Annotated in this window: 15 protein-coding genes; 8 read left to right on the plus strand and 7 right to left on the minus strand. The window is 76.8% G+C overall.

All coding sequences use genetic code 11. From position 1 onward, the window contains the following. Nucleotides 1-106 precede the first annotated feature (106 nt). From AB2L27_RS16065 to AB2L27_RS16075, 3 genes are all read left to right on the plus strand, one after another. Nucleotides 107-943, plus strand: coding sequence for a hypothetical protein (locus AB2L27_RS16065; protein WP_370442502.1), 837 nt, complete (start codon nucleotides 107-109; stop codon nucleotides 941-943). A gap of 437 nt (nucleotides 944-1,380) precedes the next feature. Next, the gene (locus AB2L27_RS16070) at nucleotides 1,381-1,890 is read left to right on the plus strand and encodes a DinB family protein (protein ID WP_370442503.1); all 510 of its coding nucleotides are present in this window, start codon (nucleotides 1,381-1,383) and stop codon (nucleotides 1,888-1,890) included. 233 nt (nucleotides 1,891-2,123) lie between these two features. After that, nucleotides 2,124-2,384 (plus strand): hypothetical protein, encoded by a 261-nt coding sequence (locus tag AB2L27_RS16075; protein ID WP_370442504.1) that lies wholly within the window; start codon nucleotides 2,124-2,126, stop codon nucleotides 2,382-2,384. A 79-nt stretch (nucleotides 2,385-2,463) separates the two neighbouring features. On the opposite strand, the gene AB2L27_RS16080 is transcribed toward AB2L27_RS16075, so the two are convergent. After that, nucleotides 2,464-2,814: a type II toxin-antitoxin system PemK/MazF family toxin gene (locus tag AB2L27_RS16080; protein ID WP_370442568.1), complete on the minus strand. Its 351-nt coding sequence runs from the start codon at nucleotides 2,812-2,814 to the stop codon at nucleotides 2,464-2,466. Beyond that, entirely contained in the window at nucleotides 2,811-3,029 is a 219-nt protein-coding gene (locus AB2L27_RS16085; protein ID WP_370442505.1) for a ribbon-helix-helix domain-containing protein, read from the minus strand. The genes AB2L27_RS16080 and AB2L27_RS16085 overlap by 4 nt, the downstream gene beginning before the upstream one ends. Before the next feature lie 155 nt (nucleotides 3,030-3,184). On the opposite strand from AB2L27_RS16085, the gene AB2L27_RS16090 reads away from it, so the two are divergent. Beyond that, a complete protein-coding gene (locus AB2L27_RS16090; protein WP_370442506.1) occupies nucleotides 3,185-3,478 on the plus strand; it encodes a type II toxin-antitoxin system VapB family antitoxin in 294 nt (97 codons plus the stop codon). 47 nt (nucleotides 3,479-3,525) lie between these two features. Continuing rightward, nucleotides 3,526-3,861 carry a PIN domain-containing protein gene (locus AB2L27_RS16095; RefSeq protein WP_370442507.1) on the plus strand — a complete coding sequence of 112 codons (336 nt, stop codon included), beginning with the start codon at nucleotides 3,526-3,528 and terminating at the stop codon, nucleotides 3,859-3,861. Nucleotides 3,862-4,037: 176 nt separating this feature from the next. Here AB2L27_RS16095 and AB2L27_RS16100 read toward each other — a convergent pair whose 3' ends face one another. The 4 genes from AB2L27_RS16100 to AB2L27_RS16115 are packed head-to-tail and all read right to left on the minus strand — an operon-like array spanning nucleotide 4,038 to nucleotide 8,065. Beyond that, nucleotides 4,038-4,976 (minus strand): NAD(+)/NADH kinase, encoded by a 939-nt coding sequence (locus tag AB2L27_RS16100; RefSeq protein ID WP_370442508.1) that lies wholly within the window; start codon nucleotides 4,974-4,976, stop codon nucleotides 4,038-4,040. Nucleotides 4,977-5,027: 51 nt separating this feature from the next. Beyond that, entirely contained in the window at nucleotides 5,028-5,885 is an 858-nt protein-coding gene (locus tag AB2L27_RS16105) for an ABC transporter ATP-binding protein (RefSeq protein ID WP_370442509.1), read from the minus strand. Between the two features lie 30 nt (nucleotides 5,886-5,915). Further along, nucleotides 5,916-7,007: a FecCD family ABC transporter permease gene (locus AB2L27_RS16110; protein WP_370442510.1), complete on the minus strand. Its 1,092-nt coding sequence runs from the start codon at nucleotides 7,005-7,007 to the stop codon at nucleotides 5,916-5,918. After that, on the minus strand, nucleotides 7,004-8,065 hold the full coding sequence (locus AB2L27_RS16115) for a FecCD family ABC transporter permease (protein WP_370442511.1): 1,062 nt from the start codon (nucleotides 8,063-8,065) through the stop codon (nucleotides 7,004-7,006). The genes AB2L27_RS16110 and AB2L27_RS16115 overlap by 4 nt, the downstream gene beginning before the upstream one ends. A 314-nt stretch (nucleotides 8,066-8,379) precedes the next feature. Here AB2L27_RS16115 and AB2L27_RS16120 point away from each other — a divergent pair, with 314 nt between their 5' ends. The 3 genes from AB2L27_RS16120 to hrpB are packed head-to-tail and all read left to right on the plus strand — an operon-like array spanning nucleotide 8,380 to nucleotide 13,414. After that, nucleotides 8,380-10,026 carry a DEAD/DEAH box helicase gene (locus AB2L27_RS16120; RefSeq protein WP_370442512.1) on the plus strand — a complete coding sequence of 549 codons (1,647 nt, stop codon included), beginning with the start codon at nucleotides 8,380-8,382 and terminating at the stop codon, nucleotides 10,024-10,026. 24 nt (nucleotides 10,027-10,050) lie between these two features. Further along, a complete protein-coding gene (locus tag AB2L27_RS16125; protein ID WP_370442513.1) occupies nucleotides 10,051-10,884 on the plus strand; it encodes a hypothetical protein in 834 nt (277 codons plus the stop codon). A gap of 43 nt (nucleotides 10,885-10,927) precedes the next feature. Further along, nucleotides 10,928-13,414, plus strand: a complete 2,487-nt coding sequence (gene hrpB / locus AB2L27_RS16130) for an ATP-dependent helicase HrpB (protein WP_370442569.1) — start codon at nucleotides 10,928-10,930, stop codon at nucleotides 13,412-13,414. On the opposite strand, the gene AB2L27_RS16135 is transcribed toward hrpB, so the two are convergent. Continuing rightward, a complete protein-coding gene (locus tag AB2L27_RS16135; RefSeq protein WP_370442514.1) occupies nucleotides 13,406-13,921 on the minus strand; it encodes a phosphoribosyltransferase in 516 nt (171 codons plus the stop codon). The two genes, hrpB and AB2L27_RS16135, sit on opposite strands and share 9 nt — an antisense overlap. Nucleotides 13,922-14,010: the final 89 nt, after the last annotated feature.

A 14,010-nucleotide genomic window follows, 5' to 3' on the forward strand; every position in this document is an offset into this window, starting at 1 on the left:
CGGCGCGGGCGCCGCGGCGCGACAGGAGCCTGCGCGGGACCCTTCACAGGACCCGACCGCTGCGCTGCCGGGACCCCCGCGGACGGGCTGCCACGATGAGAGCGGAATGAGCGAGCAGACCCCACCCCGGACGACCCTGACCATCAACTGGCTGCAGATCGCCGGCGGAGCCGGCGCGGCCGTGACCTCCGCCCTCCTGCTGGCCGGGCTGCGCACCTTCGGCACCTACGGCACCCTCGTGGGCGCCGCGCTGGGCAGCGTCATCGCCTCGACCGCCGCCGCGGTCTACGGGCACTACCTGCACACCAGCCGCGACCGCGTGCGCGAGGCGGCCCGCCGGGCGCGCGAGCGCCGGTCCGGTCCCGTGCCGCCGACCCCCGGCGAGGACGGGCCCGTGCCTGCGCCCGCGCCGTCGCCCGAGCCTGTGCCCGAGCCGTCGCCGGGACCGCCACGGCGCTCCCGGGTCCGGGGTGCGGTCCTGCTCGGGGTGATGGCATTCGTCCTGAGCGTCGGGGGGATCTTCGCCTTCGAGTCCCTGAACGGCCAGAGCGTCGCCGCCAAGTTCCAGGGCAGCTCGGACACGGTCAGCCGGACCGTCCTGGGGACCAGGGTGACCACGACCCCGCCGGCTCCGCCGACCCCCGCGTCCACGCCGACCGGGACGCCCACGGCCCCGGTCACGGACGGCGCCACGGCCACCGGTGGGGCCACCGGTGGGGCCACGGCGGAGCCGAGCCGCAGCCCCGGGGCGTCCCGGACGGGCACCGGCGAGGCGACCTCGACCGGCTCGTCGTCGCCGACGGCGACGTCGGAGCGGTCGAGCGCGGACCCCACCGCGACCGGGAGCTCGGGGTCCCGGGACGAGGCCCTGGCGCCCGCGTCCGCCCCGTCGAGCACGCCGTCGAGCACACCACCGAGCACGCCGTCGAGCGGGACGCCCTGACGTCCACCCGGCCGGCCGGGGTCGGCGTCGTGTCTCAGGGCACCGGTGGCACCTCTCGGTCCTGCGGCCCCGCCCTGCTGCACTCGGCCGGTCACCGCGGGGCGCGGACCTTTCCTGCACCAGGCGGGCAGCGCCAGGTGAGCCGTCAGCGGTTCACCTGCACCGCCTCGATCTCCTCGACGTCACGGTCATGGACGTCACGGTCACGGACGTCACGGTCTTAGCGAATGGCGCGAGGCCGGTCCCACGGCCGGTCCGACGTCGGAACGGCGGTGGGAACGGCGAGAACGTCGCTCTGACGGCCACCAGGCCGTTCCCACCGCCGTTCTCATCCCTAGTTCGACGTCACGGTCACCCCGCCGTCCGAGCGCTCGACAACCTCGAGGTCTTGGCGAAGAGCGCCTTCACCGCATGAGGCGAACTGCCACGATCACCGGGTGTCCCGTACCGCAACGCCCACCGCCGAAGAAGTCATCGACCGGCCTGCCGAGGTCCAGTTCGAGACCTTCATCGATCAGCACCGCGCCGCGCTGAACGCCTGCCTGGATGGACTCAGCGAACAGCAAGCCCGCGCCCGCCTGGTGACGTCGAAGACCACGCTGCTGGGCCTGGTCAAGCACGCCACCTTCGTCGAGAAGGTCTGGTTCGCCGAGGCCGTCACCGGTCGCTCCCGCGACGAGCTGGGCATCGAAGCCGGTCCCGACGAGTCCTTCGACCTGACCGAGCACGACACCGTCGCCACGGTGCGCGAAGCGCACCGGAAGGCCTGCGAGGCCTCGCGCCAGGTGGCCGCCACCCTGGGCCTGGACGACCTGGTGCACGGCAACCGGCGCGGTCCGGTGCCACTGCGCTGGGTGTACCTGCACGTGCTGCGTGAGCTGGCCCAGCACTGCGGGCACGCCGACGTCCTGCGTGAGCAGCTCCTGCACGAGCCCCTGGGCGACTGAGCGCTCACGTCGATGGCCCGCTGTTCTCGTGGCTGACGTCGTCGATCATCGCCACCACGACGATGAGGACGGGGTGCTCGACTTCGCTCGTGCTGACCGGACGAGGACGTCGTGGTGCCATCGCAGGTGGCTTCCTCATCGCGTTGACCGCCTGCTCTGCGCAGGAGTCCGCGCCCGTGCAGCAGGTCGTCGTCTGCTGGGGTGCCGAGACCCAGCCCCCAGGAGGTGACACCGTGACCTTCACCTTCGAGCAGCAAGGCCACGAGGTCGCCAGCGCGACCGCCTCGAAGGGCATCGCCCTCGCCGCGACCGTCCCCGCCGGGAAGGTGACGACGGTCCTGGCCAACGGACAGCCGCTCGGGGAAGTCGGCACGAACACCGACGAGGAGGACCTCGCCGTCGACGACGACGGTGGGACGCTGGGGTACTACGCCCTGATGGGACAGGGGTGCCCGGACCCAGCCCCCCTGGGCGAGCAACCCCCGACCAGCTGAGCGCGGTCGCACTGGCCAGGACTCGGGCCTCGACGCAGCGCACGGTCATCCCGCCGTGGGGTGGCTCTCCTCACCGGCCTCACAGGGCCAGGTGCAACCGCAAGGCGTCGTCCAGGGCACCCAACGCCTCCAGCGGCAACCGCCCCAGGGCCGGTCCCAGCCGGTCCACCGAGACGGCACGGACCTGCTCGGCCTGGGCCTTGGAGTCGACGTGCAGGCCGCTGTCCTGGGCGGTCAGCAGCACCTGGAAGGGGAACACCTGGGCGGTGTTGCTGGTCACCGGGACCACGGTGACCACGCCTCGCCCCAGGCGTTCGGCGACCGCGTTGGCCCGGTCGTTGCTGACCACGACCGCGGGCCGGCGCTTGTTCGCCTCGCTGCCCTGGACGGGGTCGAAGTCGACCAGGCGGACTTCCCCGCGGCGCATCAGCGCAGGCCGTCAGCGGTGGCGCCTTCCCACACCTCACGGTCCCCGGAGTCGTCCCAGTCCTTCCACGCGGCGGCGTAGTCCTGCTCCAGCCGTTGGTGGGTCAGGGCCCGGATGGCTCGCTGGACCGCTGCGGACCGTGACGGCAACCCGGCCTCGCGGACGTGCTCGTCGAGGGCGGCGACGTCGGCTTCGGGCAGGCTGATGCTGAGCTTCACGCACCGGATGCTACCCGGGTAGCATCGGGTGTGCCACCGCCCGATCATCCCGCTGCCGAGGACGTGTGCCGGCACGCCTCAGCCCGCCAGCCGCCCACGGTCCCGGGGCAGCGCTCTGGTCACGGCCACCCGCATGTCCATCGGCCACCTTCGACGTGTGCACCTCCGGGAGGTCCGCCCTGAACAAGACCCACATCGACATCGACGAGGACCTGCTGGCCCAGGTGGCTGCGATCACCGGGACGACCACCGAGCGCGACACCGCCGAAGCCGCCCTGCGCACCACCCTGCGCCACGAGCGTCGCCGCGCCGCCGCCGAACGCCTCATCACCCGCGCCGAGAACGGCTGCTTCGCCCCCCTCCTGCAGGAGCACCCGAAAGCCGCCGGCCAGGACGCCGACGCACCGCACACCGCGCACACTGGTGATCGAGCGCACGGCGCCGCGTGAGCTTCCTGCTCGACACGTCCGCCCACGCCCGCTGACACCTACCGGTCGTGGCCGCCCGGTTGAACGACCTCCTGCGGAAGGACCTGCTGAGCATCGCCCGGCCCAGCGTGCTGGAGATCGGGTTCTCCGTCCGCTCTTCCCAGGACTACCGTGAGGTCATCGAGGTCAGTGCGCAGATCAGCGCCCGCGCGCACGACCTGCAAGAACGTCTCACCCACCGAGGGTGGCACCGGGCGCCGGGTCCGGTGGGCCTCCTGCTCGCCGCCACGGCCATCGAGCACGAGGTGACGCTGCTGCACCTGGACGAGGACTTCGAGCTGATCGCCGGCGTCAGCTCCTCGCGGCAAGAGCGCGACGTCCCCCGAGGAACACCCACCGCCTGACCTCGACGAGGCGGCGGAGCGCCGCTGGAGCGGTACGTCCCACGCCGTACCTGCGCGGTGAACGGGTTGCCACGCACCACTTCCGCGGTGCGGCACGTTCCACCGCGGCGCACCGGCGACCACCCGGTCATCCCGCGACGGTCACCGGGGTCCTGGTGCACCACGGCCGGCCGGGGTCAGCGGGCGCGGGTGGTCTCGCCCCGCCGCAGCTCCTTCGGGACCAGCTCCAGCATCTCCTCGGGCAGCAGCGGCAGGTCCAGGAGGCTGAGCTTCACGCGCGCCCGCCGCCCGTGGTCGGTGGGGTCTAGGCGGATCACGTGCCCGGCGTCGCGCTCGGCGTGGACCTCGATGACCGACCCGGGCGGCAGCTCCCCGGCCCCGACGCCGTCGACCTCCACGACGGGCGGGCCCGAGCCCTCCAGCAGTTCCACGCGGACGGGTTCGTCCACGCCGAGCACGATGGGCCGTCCGATGCCGGACATCGGCGCGACGGGGGTGACGAGCAGGGCGTCGGCGGCGGGGGAGACGACCGGGCCGCCGGCGGCGTAGCTGTAGGCCGTCGAGCCCGTCGGGGTGGCCAGGACGACGGCGTCGCAGCGCAGGTAGCCGATCCGCTGGTCGGCCACCGACAGCGCTGCGGTGACGGTGCCCCGCCCCGGGGTGCGGGCCAGGGCGATGTCGTTGAAGGCCACGGCCTCGCGCCGCTCGCCGCCGACGTGCAGCTCGGTGCGCAGCGACAGGTGCGGTTCGACGGTGAAGTCGCCGGCGGAGATCCGTTGCAGGGCGGCGGGCAGCTCGCGGGGTTCGAGCTCGACGAGGAACCCGAGGTGGCCGAGGTTGACGCCGAGGACGGGCACGCGCCGGCCGACGACCAGGCGCAGCGCCCCGAGCATGGTGCCGTCCCCGCCCAGGCTGACGACGGCGTCGACGGTGGCGGCGAACTCCTGCTCCCCGACCCGCGTCACGGTGGAGGGCAGCCGGGCCGCGTCCGCGCGCAGCCCCACGACCTCCTTGCCGTGCTCGGCGGCCCAGCGTTCCACGACCCGGGCCTGCTCGACGGTGTCGCGCACGGGGTGCACGACGAGTCCGAGGCGTCCGAGGGGTCCGGGGTGCACGTGCGACACGCTAAGGGTCCGGTGGCCGGCAGGGCAGCGGGGGTCGCCCGCTCAGACCCGGCCGGGGGCCGGGGCCCGGTCCGGGGGCGGCCCGGGCTGGTGCCCGGCGTCCCGCCCCAGCCGGCTCGTGCGGGCCCGGGGGACCACCAGCGGCGTGCCGGTCTCGGGGTCGGGGACGACCACGCACGGCAGGCCGAACACCGCCTCGACCAGCTCGGCCGTGACGACCCGCGCCGGGTCGCCCTGGGCCATCACGGCGCCGTCCTTCATCGCGATGAGGTGGGTGGCGTAGCGCGCGGCGTGGTTGAGGTCGTGCAGGACGGCGACCAGCGTGCGGTCCTGCTCCTCGTGCAGCTGCGCGCACAGGTTGAGCACCTCGATCTGGTGGGCGATGTCGAGGTACGTCGTCGGCTCGTCCAGCAGCAGGATCGGGGTGTCCTGGGCCAGCGCCATCGCGATCCACACCCGCTGGCGCTGCCCGCCGGAGAGCTCGTCGACGGTCCGGTCGGCCAGGTCGGCGACCCGCGTCCAGGCCATCGCGGCGTCCACGGCGCGCTCGTCCTCGCGCGACCACTGCCGCAGCAGCCCCTGGTGCGGGAACCGGCCGCGGGCCACGAGGTCGGCCACCGTGATGCCGTCGGGGGCCGTGGCGGTCTGCGGCAGCAGCCCCAGCCGGCGGGCCACCTCCTTGCCCGGCAGGGAGTGGATCTGCTCGCCGTCGAGGAAGACCGACCCCCGCCGGGGTCTGAGCATCCGCGCCAGCGCCCGCAGCAGCGTCGACTTCCCGCACGCGTTGGGGCCGATGATGACGGTGAAGGACCCGTCGGGGATCTCCACGCCCAGGTCGCGGGCGATGGTGCGGTCGTCGTAGGCGAGGGTCAGGCCCTCCCCGCGCAGTCGGGTGTCCATGGGGTGCTCCGTTCCGGGAGTCGGCACCGGTCAGCCGCGGCCGCGGCGCCACTGCGAGACCAGCAGCCAGGCGAGGTAGAGGCCGCCGACGGCGCCGGTGACGACGCCGACGGGCAGCTGGGTGGGGGCGAAGACGCGCTGGGCGGCGAGGTCGCTGACCAGCAGCATGAGCGCGCCGGTCAGGCCCGCGGGGACCAGCCCGGCGCCCACGGCCCGGGTCAGGCGGCGGGCCACCTGGGGGGCGGCGAGCGCCACGAAGGCGACGGGACCGGCGGCCGTGGCGGCCAGGGCCGTCAGCGCGGTGGCCAGGACGAGGACGAGGGCGCGGGTGCGGCCCACGTCCACGCCCAGGGCCCGGGCGGCGTCGTCGCCCAGGTCCAACACCGTCAGCGCGCGCCCGGCGGCCAGCAGCACGGGCAGCAGGACGGCCAGGCCGATCCCCAGCGGTGCCGCCTGCTCCCAGCCGCGGCCGTTGAGGGACCCGGTGATCCACACCTGGGCGCTCTGGGCGTCCTCCACGCGGGAGCGGGTGAGCAGGTAGCTGTTCACCGCCTGCAGCACGGCCGAGGTGCCGATGCCGACGAGGATGAGGCGGTAGCCCTGCACCCCGCCCCGGCTGGACAGGGCGTAGACGACGGCCGCGGCCAGGCCACCCCCGGCGAGCGCCCCGAGGGAGACCGCCCACCCGCCGAGCTGCAGGACGAGCAGGACGACCAGGGCCCCGGTGACGGCGCCGGAGGTGAAGCCGATGACGTCGGGGGAGCCCAGGGGGTTGCGGGTCACGAGCTGGAAGACGGCGCCGGCCACCCCCAGGGCCAGACCCACGAGCAGTCCCGTGACGACCCGCGGCAACCGCAGGCCCAGCACGATGAACTCCTGGGCCCCGTCCCCGCGGCCGAGGAGGGTGCGCAGCACGTCGGGCACGGACAGGGGGTAGTCGCCGGTCGTCAGGCTCACCGAGACCACCGCGGCCAGCAGGACGAGCAGCAGCCCGCAGACGGTCACGGTGCGGCCCTCGACGCGCACGGACAGGCGGCGCCCGGCGCGGACGGTGCGTCCGGCGCGGGCCCGGTCGGCCACCGGGGGCCGGGGGACGGTCCCGTCCAGGCTCGCCGCGCTCACAGCTGCGCCAGCCGGCGCCGGCGGACCAGGGCGATGAGGACTGGGGCCCCCAGGATCGCGGTCACGATGCTGACCTCCAGTTCACCGGGCCGCACGACGACCCGGCCCAGGACGTCCCCGGTCAGGAGCAGGGCGGGGGACAGGACGCAGGACAGGGGCAGGACCCAGCGCTGGTCCGGGCCGGTCAGGGCCCGCACGAGGTGCGGTACGGCCAGCCCGACGAAGGCGATGGGCCCGGCGGCCGCGGTCGCGGCCCCGCACAGCAGGGTGACGGCCACGGCGGTCAGGACGCGCGTGCGCCCGACGTGCGCGCCGAGCGCGCGGCCGGAGTCCTCCCCGAGCGCGAGGGCGTTCAGGGCCCGGGCCTGGCTGAGCCCGAGCACGGTCCCGACGGCGAAGAACGGCAGCAGCTGGGCCGCGACCGACAGGTCGTGCCCGGCGAGGGTGCCGACCTGCCAGAACCGGAAGCGGTCGAAGGTGCGGGTGTCCAGCAGGACCTGGCCGCTGACGTAGGCGTAGAGGGCGGCCGAGATCGCGGTGCCCGCCAGGGCCAGCCGCACCGGGGTGGCCCCGCCGCGCCCGGTGGCGCCCAGCAGGTACACCGCGACGGAGACGACCGCGGCCCCGAGCAGGGCCGCCCAGACGAGCTGCAGGCGCGAGGTCAGGCCCAGGACCCCGACGGCGGTGACCATGGCGGCGGCGGCGCCGGCGTTGACGCCGAGCAGGCCGGGGTCGGCCAGCGGGTTGCGGGTCAGGGCTTGCATGAGGGCACCGGACAGGCCCAGGGCCACGCCCACGGCGATGCCGACGAGCGTGCGCGGGACCCGCAGCTCGCGGACCACGAGGACGTCCTGGGGGTTCGCGCCGGTCCCGCGCAGCGCGTCCAGGACCGTGCCGAGGGCGATCTCGCGGGAGCCGACGGCGAGGCTGGCCAGGACCGCGGCCGCCAGCAGCAGGACCGCCACGAGCAGGGCCACCGGGCGCCGCCCGCGCCGTCGGGCGCTCGCCGGGCGGCCCGGGGCGGCCGGCGCCGGCCGGGGCGTCGTCGAGGTGGGCACGACAGGTGAGGTTAGCCTCTCCAGCCTCTCCCGTGCACGGCCGGTGCGGTGCCGGTGCGGTGCCGGTGCGACGCCCGGCACGACGTCCGGCACGACGTCCGGCGCGACGCGCGGCTGAGGTCCGGCGGGCCGGCGCCGATGGAGGGGTGGCGTCCACCCGGGCCACGGCCCACTAGGGTGGGCGCCGGCGGTCACCGGAGGTGACCGCGGTCGAGTGTTCAGTCCGGGTGCGCCCGGGCGCAGGTCCCCCGTGGTCCACGGGTGCGGTCGGGCACCACGGCCGATCCCCGTGTCCGACCACCGGAAGGCTCTCCGTGACCTCGTCCGCGCCCCGCGGCTCCCGCACGTCCACCTCCAGCAGCACCCCCGGCGCCGGGCGTCCCGACGGCTCCGTGCCCGCCCCGCGCCGTCGCCGCCGCAGCGGCCAGGGCAGCGCCCAGAACGCCCAGGGCGCCCAGGCCCCCGCACCGCGCGGGCAGGGCGCGCGCCCGGCCCGGCCCGAGGCCGCCCCGAGCACCGTGCCGGGCACCGTGCCCGACACCGTCACCGAGGTCGGGACCGACACCCGCTCCTTCGCCGAGCTCGGCGTCCCGCAGGCCCTGGTCGACGTCCTGGCCGCCCGCGGGGTCCAGGACCCGTTCCCCATCCAGACCGCGACGCTGCCGGACTCCCTGGCCGGCCGCGACGTCCTGGGCCGCGGCCGCACCGGCAGCGGCAAGACGATCGCCTTCGCCCTGCCGCTGGTGGCCCGGCTGGCCGCCTCCGGGACCCCGCGCCGCAGCACCCGGCCCCGCTCGCTGGTCCTCGTGCCGACCCGCGAGCTGGCCAACCAGGTCGCCGCGACCGTGACGCCGCTGGCCCAGGCCGCCGGCCTGCGCACCACCGTCGTGTTCGGCGGGGTCGGGCAGAACCCGCAGGTCAGCGCGCTCAAGGACGGCGTCGACGTCCTCATCGCCTGCCCGGGCCGGCTGGAGGACCTCATCGGGCAGGGCCACTGCCGCCTGGACGCCGTCGAGGTCACCGTGCTCGACGAGGCCGACCACATGGCCGACCTCGGCTTCCTGCCCGGCGTCAAGCGGCTCATGGACGCCACCCCGGTCGTGGGGCAGCGGCTGCTGTTCTCGGCCACGCTCGACAACGGCATCGACGTCCTGGTCCGGCGCTACCTGTCCGAGCCCGTCGTGCACTCGGTCGACCCCGCGGTCGCGCCCGTGTCCACGATGGAGCACCACGTCCTGGAGGTCGCCATCGACACCAAGGCGGCCCTGGTGCGCGAACTGGCCGCCGGTCAGGGCCGCACGGTCCTGTTCACCCGGACCAAGCACACGGCCAAGAAGCTGGCCAAGCAGCTCACCGCGGCGGGCATCCCCGCCGTCGACCTGCACGGCAACCTCAGCCAGAACGCCCGCGAGCGCAACCTCGGCGCGTTCTCCGACGGGTCGGTCCGCGTGCTGTGCGCCACCGACATCGCCGCCCGCGGCATCCACGTCGACGAGGTCGGCCTCGTCGTGCACGTGGACCCCCCGACCGAGCACAAGGCCTACCTGCACCGCTCCGGGCGCACGGCCCGCGCCGGCGCCGGTGGTCTCGTGGTGACGGTGGCGACCCCCGACCAGCGCGGTGACGTGCGCACCCTGGCCCGCCAGGCCGGCATCTCCCCGCAGTGGACGCCGGTGGGCACCGGGCACGCCCTGACCGCCCGGCTCGTCGGCCCGACCGCGGCGTACGTCGACCCCGCCGACTCGCCCGTGCCGACCGCCCCGCCGCAGCCGCAGCGGGCGGCCGCGGCGCGCACGACGACCACCACGACCACGAAGTCCACCGGGACGGCCGGCAGGGCTCCCGCGTCCGGGCGCCCGGCCGGTGCGGGTGCGGCCCCCGGGGGCGCTCCGCGCCGTCGTCGCCGCGGGGGTCGCGGCGGCCGTGGCGGCGCCGGCGGCGCGGGGACCGCGACGCGCTGAGCCGTCCCGGCCTAGCCTGCTGCGGTGGGCGGGCGGCGTCGCTGGTGGGGGTACACCCACCCGCGCAGCCGCGCCGCCGTCCACCTGGCCTTCTGGCTGCTCCTCGCCGGCCTCGCCGGGGCCGTGTGGTGGTGGGTGCGCGGCCGGCGCGCGCCGCTGCGCCCGGCGCCGGTGCGGGTCGCGCAGGGCGTCGCGGCCGGTCTGGCCGTCGGTCTGGTCCTCGTCGGCACCACGTGGCGCAGCGTCACCGACCTCGGTGACGCCCCCGTCTGCTCGGCCCCGCCGGGGGAGGAGTGGGAGTCCACCGGGGAGGTGGGGACGCTCACGCCCGGTGTCCTGGCCCAGAAGGTCGCGACCTGGCCCGAGACCGGGCTGGCCATGCTCTACGCCGACGCGCGCGGTCTGTCCGTGTGCCGCTACGCCGCCGCCGACTACTACGTCGGGGTGGACCCCGTCGCGGTGGCCGGGCGGCGGACGGTGAACGTCGGGGACATGGTCATCTCCCCGCGCTTCCCGACGGTCCCGGCCGAGGCCGCCGCCCTGGCCCGGCACGAGTCGCGGCACCGCCCGCAGTGGGCCGTGGCCACCGTCCTGGCCGGCCCGGCGGCCTTCCCCCTCGCCTACGCCGTGGACGACCTGTTCTTCCCCGGCGCGCGCAACCACTTCGAACGCCTCGCCGGCCTGGACGACGGCGGGTACGTGCTCGAGGGGACCGGCCCCGTGCTCGGCCCGCTCCAGGTGGGTGTCCTCCTCGTGGCCGGGGCCGCGGTGGCCGTGCCCGTCGTGCGCCGGGTCCGCCGGGTCCGTCTCGACCGCCGTGACCGCCGTCGGCGCGCGGGCACCGCCGGGGCAGGATGACCCGGTGCCGACGGGACCGCTGACCGACCCCCTGGGGCCCGTGGTGGACGCGCTCCTGGCCTCCCACCGCGACGCGCTGCCCGTGGCCGCCGCCGTCCCCGGGCTCCTGGCCGCCCTGGAGACGCACGGGGCCGCGGTGCTGCAGGCCCCGCCCGGCACCGGCAAGACCACGCTCGTGCCGCTCGCCCTGGCCGCCGGCCGGGGGCGGGTCGTCGTGGCCGAACCGCGGCGGGTCGCGGCCCGCGCGGCCGCGGCGCGGATGGCCGCGCTGCTGGGTGAACCGGTCGGCGGCACGGTCGGGTACGCCGTGCGCGGGGACCGGCGCGTCGGCCCCGCCACCCGCGTCGAGGTCGTCACGACGGGTCTGCTGCTGCGCCGGCTGCTGCGCGACCCGGAGCTGCCCGGGGTCTCGGTGCTCCTGCTCGACGAGGTCCACGAGCGCCAGCTCGACGCCGACCTCGTCCTGGCCTTCGCCCTGCAGACCCGCGAGCTGCTGCGCGAGGACCTGCGCCTGGTCGCCGCCTCGGCCACCCTCGACGTCCCGCGCCTGGCCGGGCTGCTCGCCGCGCCCGTCGTGACCGCGAGCGCCCCCGTGCACCCCCTCGACGTGCGGTGGTGCCCGCCGGCGCGGCCCGTGCGCCCGCCGGAGGGGCTGCGGGTGGACCCGGCGCTGCTGGACCACGTCGCCGGGCTCGTGCGCCGGGCGCTGGGCGAGCGGGACGGGGACGTCCTCGTCTTCCTGCCGGGCACCGGGGAGATCCGCGCGCTCGAGGGGCGGCTGGCCGGCGCCGTCCCCGACGTCGACGTGGTCCCGTTGCACGGCAGGCGGTCCGCGGCCGAGCAGGACGCCGCGCTGCGGCCGGGACCGCGCCGGCGCGTCGTGCTGGCCACCGCGGTGGCCGAGTCCAGCCTCACCGTCCCGGGCGTGCGCGTCGTCGTCGACGCCGGCCTGGCCCGGGTGCCCCACTTCGACCACGCCCGCGGCCTCGGCGGGCTCGACACCGTGCGGGTCTCCCGCGCCGGGGCCGACCAGCGCGCCGGTCGCGCGGCCCGCGAGGCCCCCGGCACGGTCTACCGCGCGTGGTCACCGGCCGAGCACGCCCTGCTGTCCCCGCACACGGCTCCCGAGGTCCTCACCGCCGACCTCACCGGCTTCGCGCTGCTGTGCGCGGGGTGGGGCGACGTGGCCGACCTGCCGCTGCTGGACGCCCCACCGCCCGGGCCGCTGGCGGCCGCCCGGGAGGCTCTGCACCGGCTGGGGGCGCTCTCCGACGGTGCCCTGACCCCGCTGGGCCGGCGGATGGCCGACGTCGGGCTGCACCCGCGGCTGGCCCGGGCCCTGCTCGAGGGGGCCGACCGGGTGGGGCGGCGGACCGCGGCCGAGGTCGTCGCCCTGCTGTCCGAGGACGGCGGGCCCGGGGCGGGGGACGACCTCCTCGCCCGCTGGCGCGCCGCGGACCGGGAGCGGTGGCCGCAGTGGCGCCGCGAGGTCGACCGGCTGCTCGCCGCGCTGCCCGCGGACGCGGGCGCCCGGGCGGGCGCGGGGACGCCGCGCGACCTCGCCGCCGGCCTCGTCGTCGCCCTGGCCCACCCCGAACGGGTCGCCCGGCGCCGCAGCGAGGACGGGACGGCCTACGCCACCGCGGGCGGGACGGGCCTGGAGCTGGCCCCCGGCAGCGGCCTGCGCGGGTCGCCGTGGCTGGCGGTGGCCGTCGCCGACCGCGCCCCCGGCCGGGCCGCCGCCCGGGTGCGGACCGCCGCCCCCCTGGAGGAGGACACCGCCCGCGCCGTCGTCGGCGTGCGGGTGGCCGACGAGGTCGGCTGGGACGGGGACGTGCGGGCCCGGCGCGTGGAGCGGCTCGGGGCGCTGGAGCTGTCGGCCCGCCCCCTGGCCGACCCGCCCGCGGGCGCCGTCGCCGCGGCCGTCGCCGAGGGCGTCCGGCGCGAGGGGCTGCACCTGCTGACGTTCGGGGCCGCGGCGCGTTCGCTGCGGGCCCGCGTCGCGTGCTGCCGTGCGGCGCAGGGCGACCCGTGGCCGGACCTGTCCGACGAGCACCTGCTGGCGACCCTGCCGGACTGGCTGGGCGTGCCGCTGGCCGGCGTCCGCTCGCGCCGCGACCTGGCCCGGATCGACGTGCTCACCGCGGTGCGCGCGCTGCTGCCGTGGCCGCAGGCGGGCCGGCTGGACGAGCTGGCCCCCCTCGACCTGCCGGTCCCCTCCGGGCGGCGGGTGGCGCTGGACTACACCGACCCGGCCGCGCCCGTGCTCGCGCTGAAGCTGCAGGAGGCGTTCGGCTGGACCGCCACGCCGCGGCTGGTCGAGGGCCGCGTCCCCGTCGTGCTGCACCTGCTCTCCCCGGCGGGCCGGCCGCTGGCGGTCACCGCGGACTTGGCCTCGTTCTGGCGCACCGTCTACCCCTCGGTGCGCGCGGAGAACCGCGGCCGGTACGCCAAGCACCCGTGGCCGCAGGACCCGTTGAGCGCCGTCCCCACCGCCCGCACGACGCGGGCCGCCCGGGGGTCAGGCTGAGGCGACCCCGGGCACGGGACCCTGCGCCGACCACGGGAACTCGATCCAGCGGTCGGTCCCGCGCCAGGCCCAGTCCGGCTCCCGCGTCGTCGTCGGCTTGCGGTAGACGACGACCGAGCGGGCCCGCACCCCGGCCTCGGCGCACATCGCCACGACGACCCCCAGGGTGCGGCCGGTGTCGGCGACGTCGTCGACGACGAGCACGTCGCGCCCGGCCAGCTCGGCCAGGTCCACCGACGGCGCCAGCACCACCGGCTCGGGCAGCCGGGAGTCGACCCCGGTGTAGAACTCGACGTTGATGGTGGCGGTCTCCTTCACGTCCAGCGCGTAGGCCAGGCCCGCGGCCAGCGGCAGCCCGCCCCGGGCGATGCCGAGCACGACGGCCGGGCGGAAGCCGTCACCGGCGATGGTCGTGGCGAGGTCGCGGACGGCGTCGCCGAAGGTCGACCACGTCAGCACCTCCCGCGTCCCGGGTGCGGCGCTGGTGGGGGCGGGGGCGTCGGTCACGGGGCGAGGCTAGTGCGGCCCGCGGGGGCCCGGGCGCCCGCTTCCCCGACGCGCCGGCCGCCGGGACACTACGATCACTGACCGTGACC

Source organism: Kineococcus halophytocola (assembly GCF_041276425.1).
Classification (GTDB): domain Bacteria; phylum Actinomycetota; class Actinomycetes; order Actinomycetales; family Kineococcaceae; genus Kineococcus; species Kineococcus halophytocola.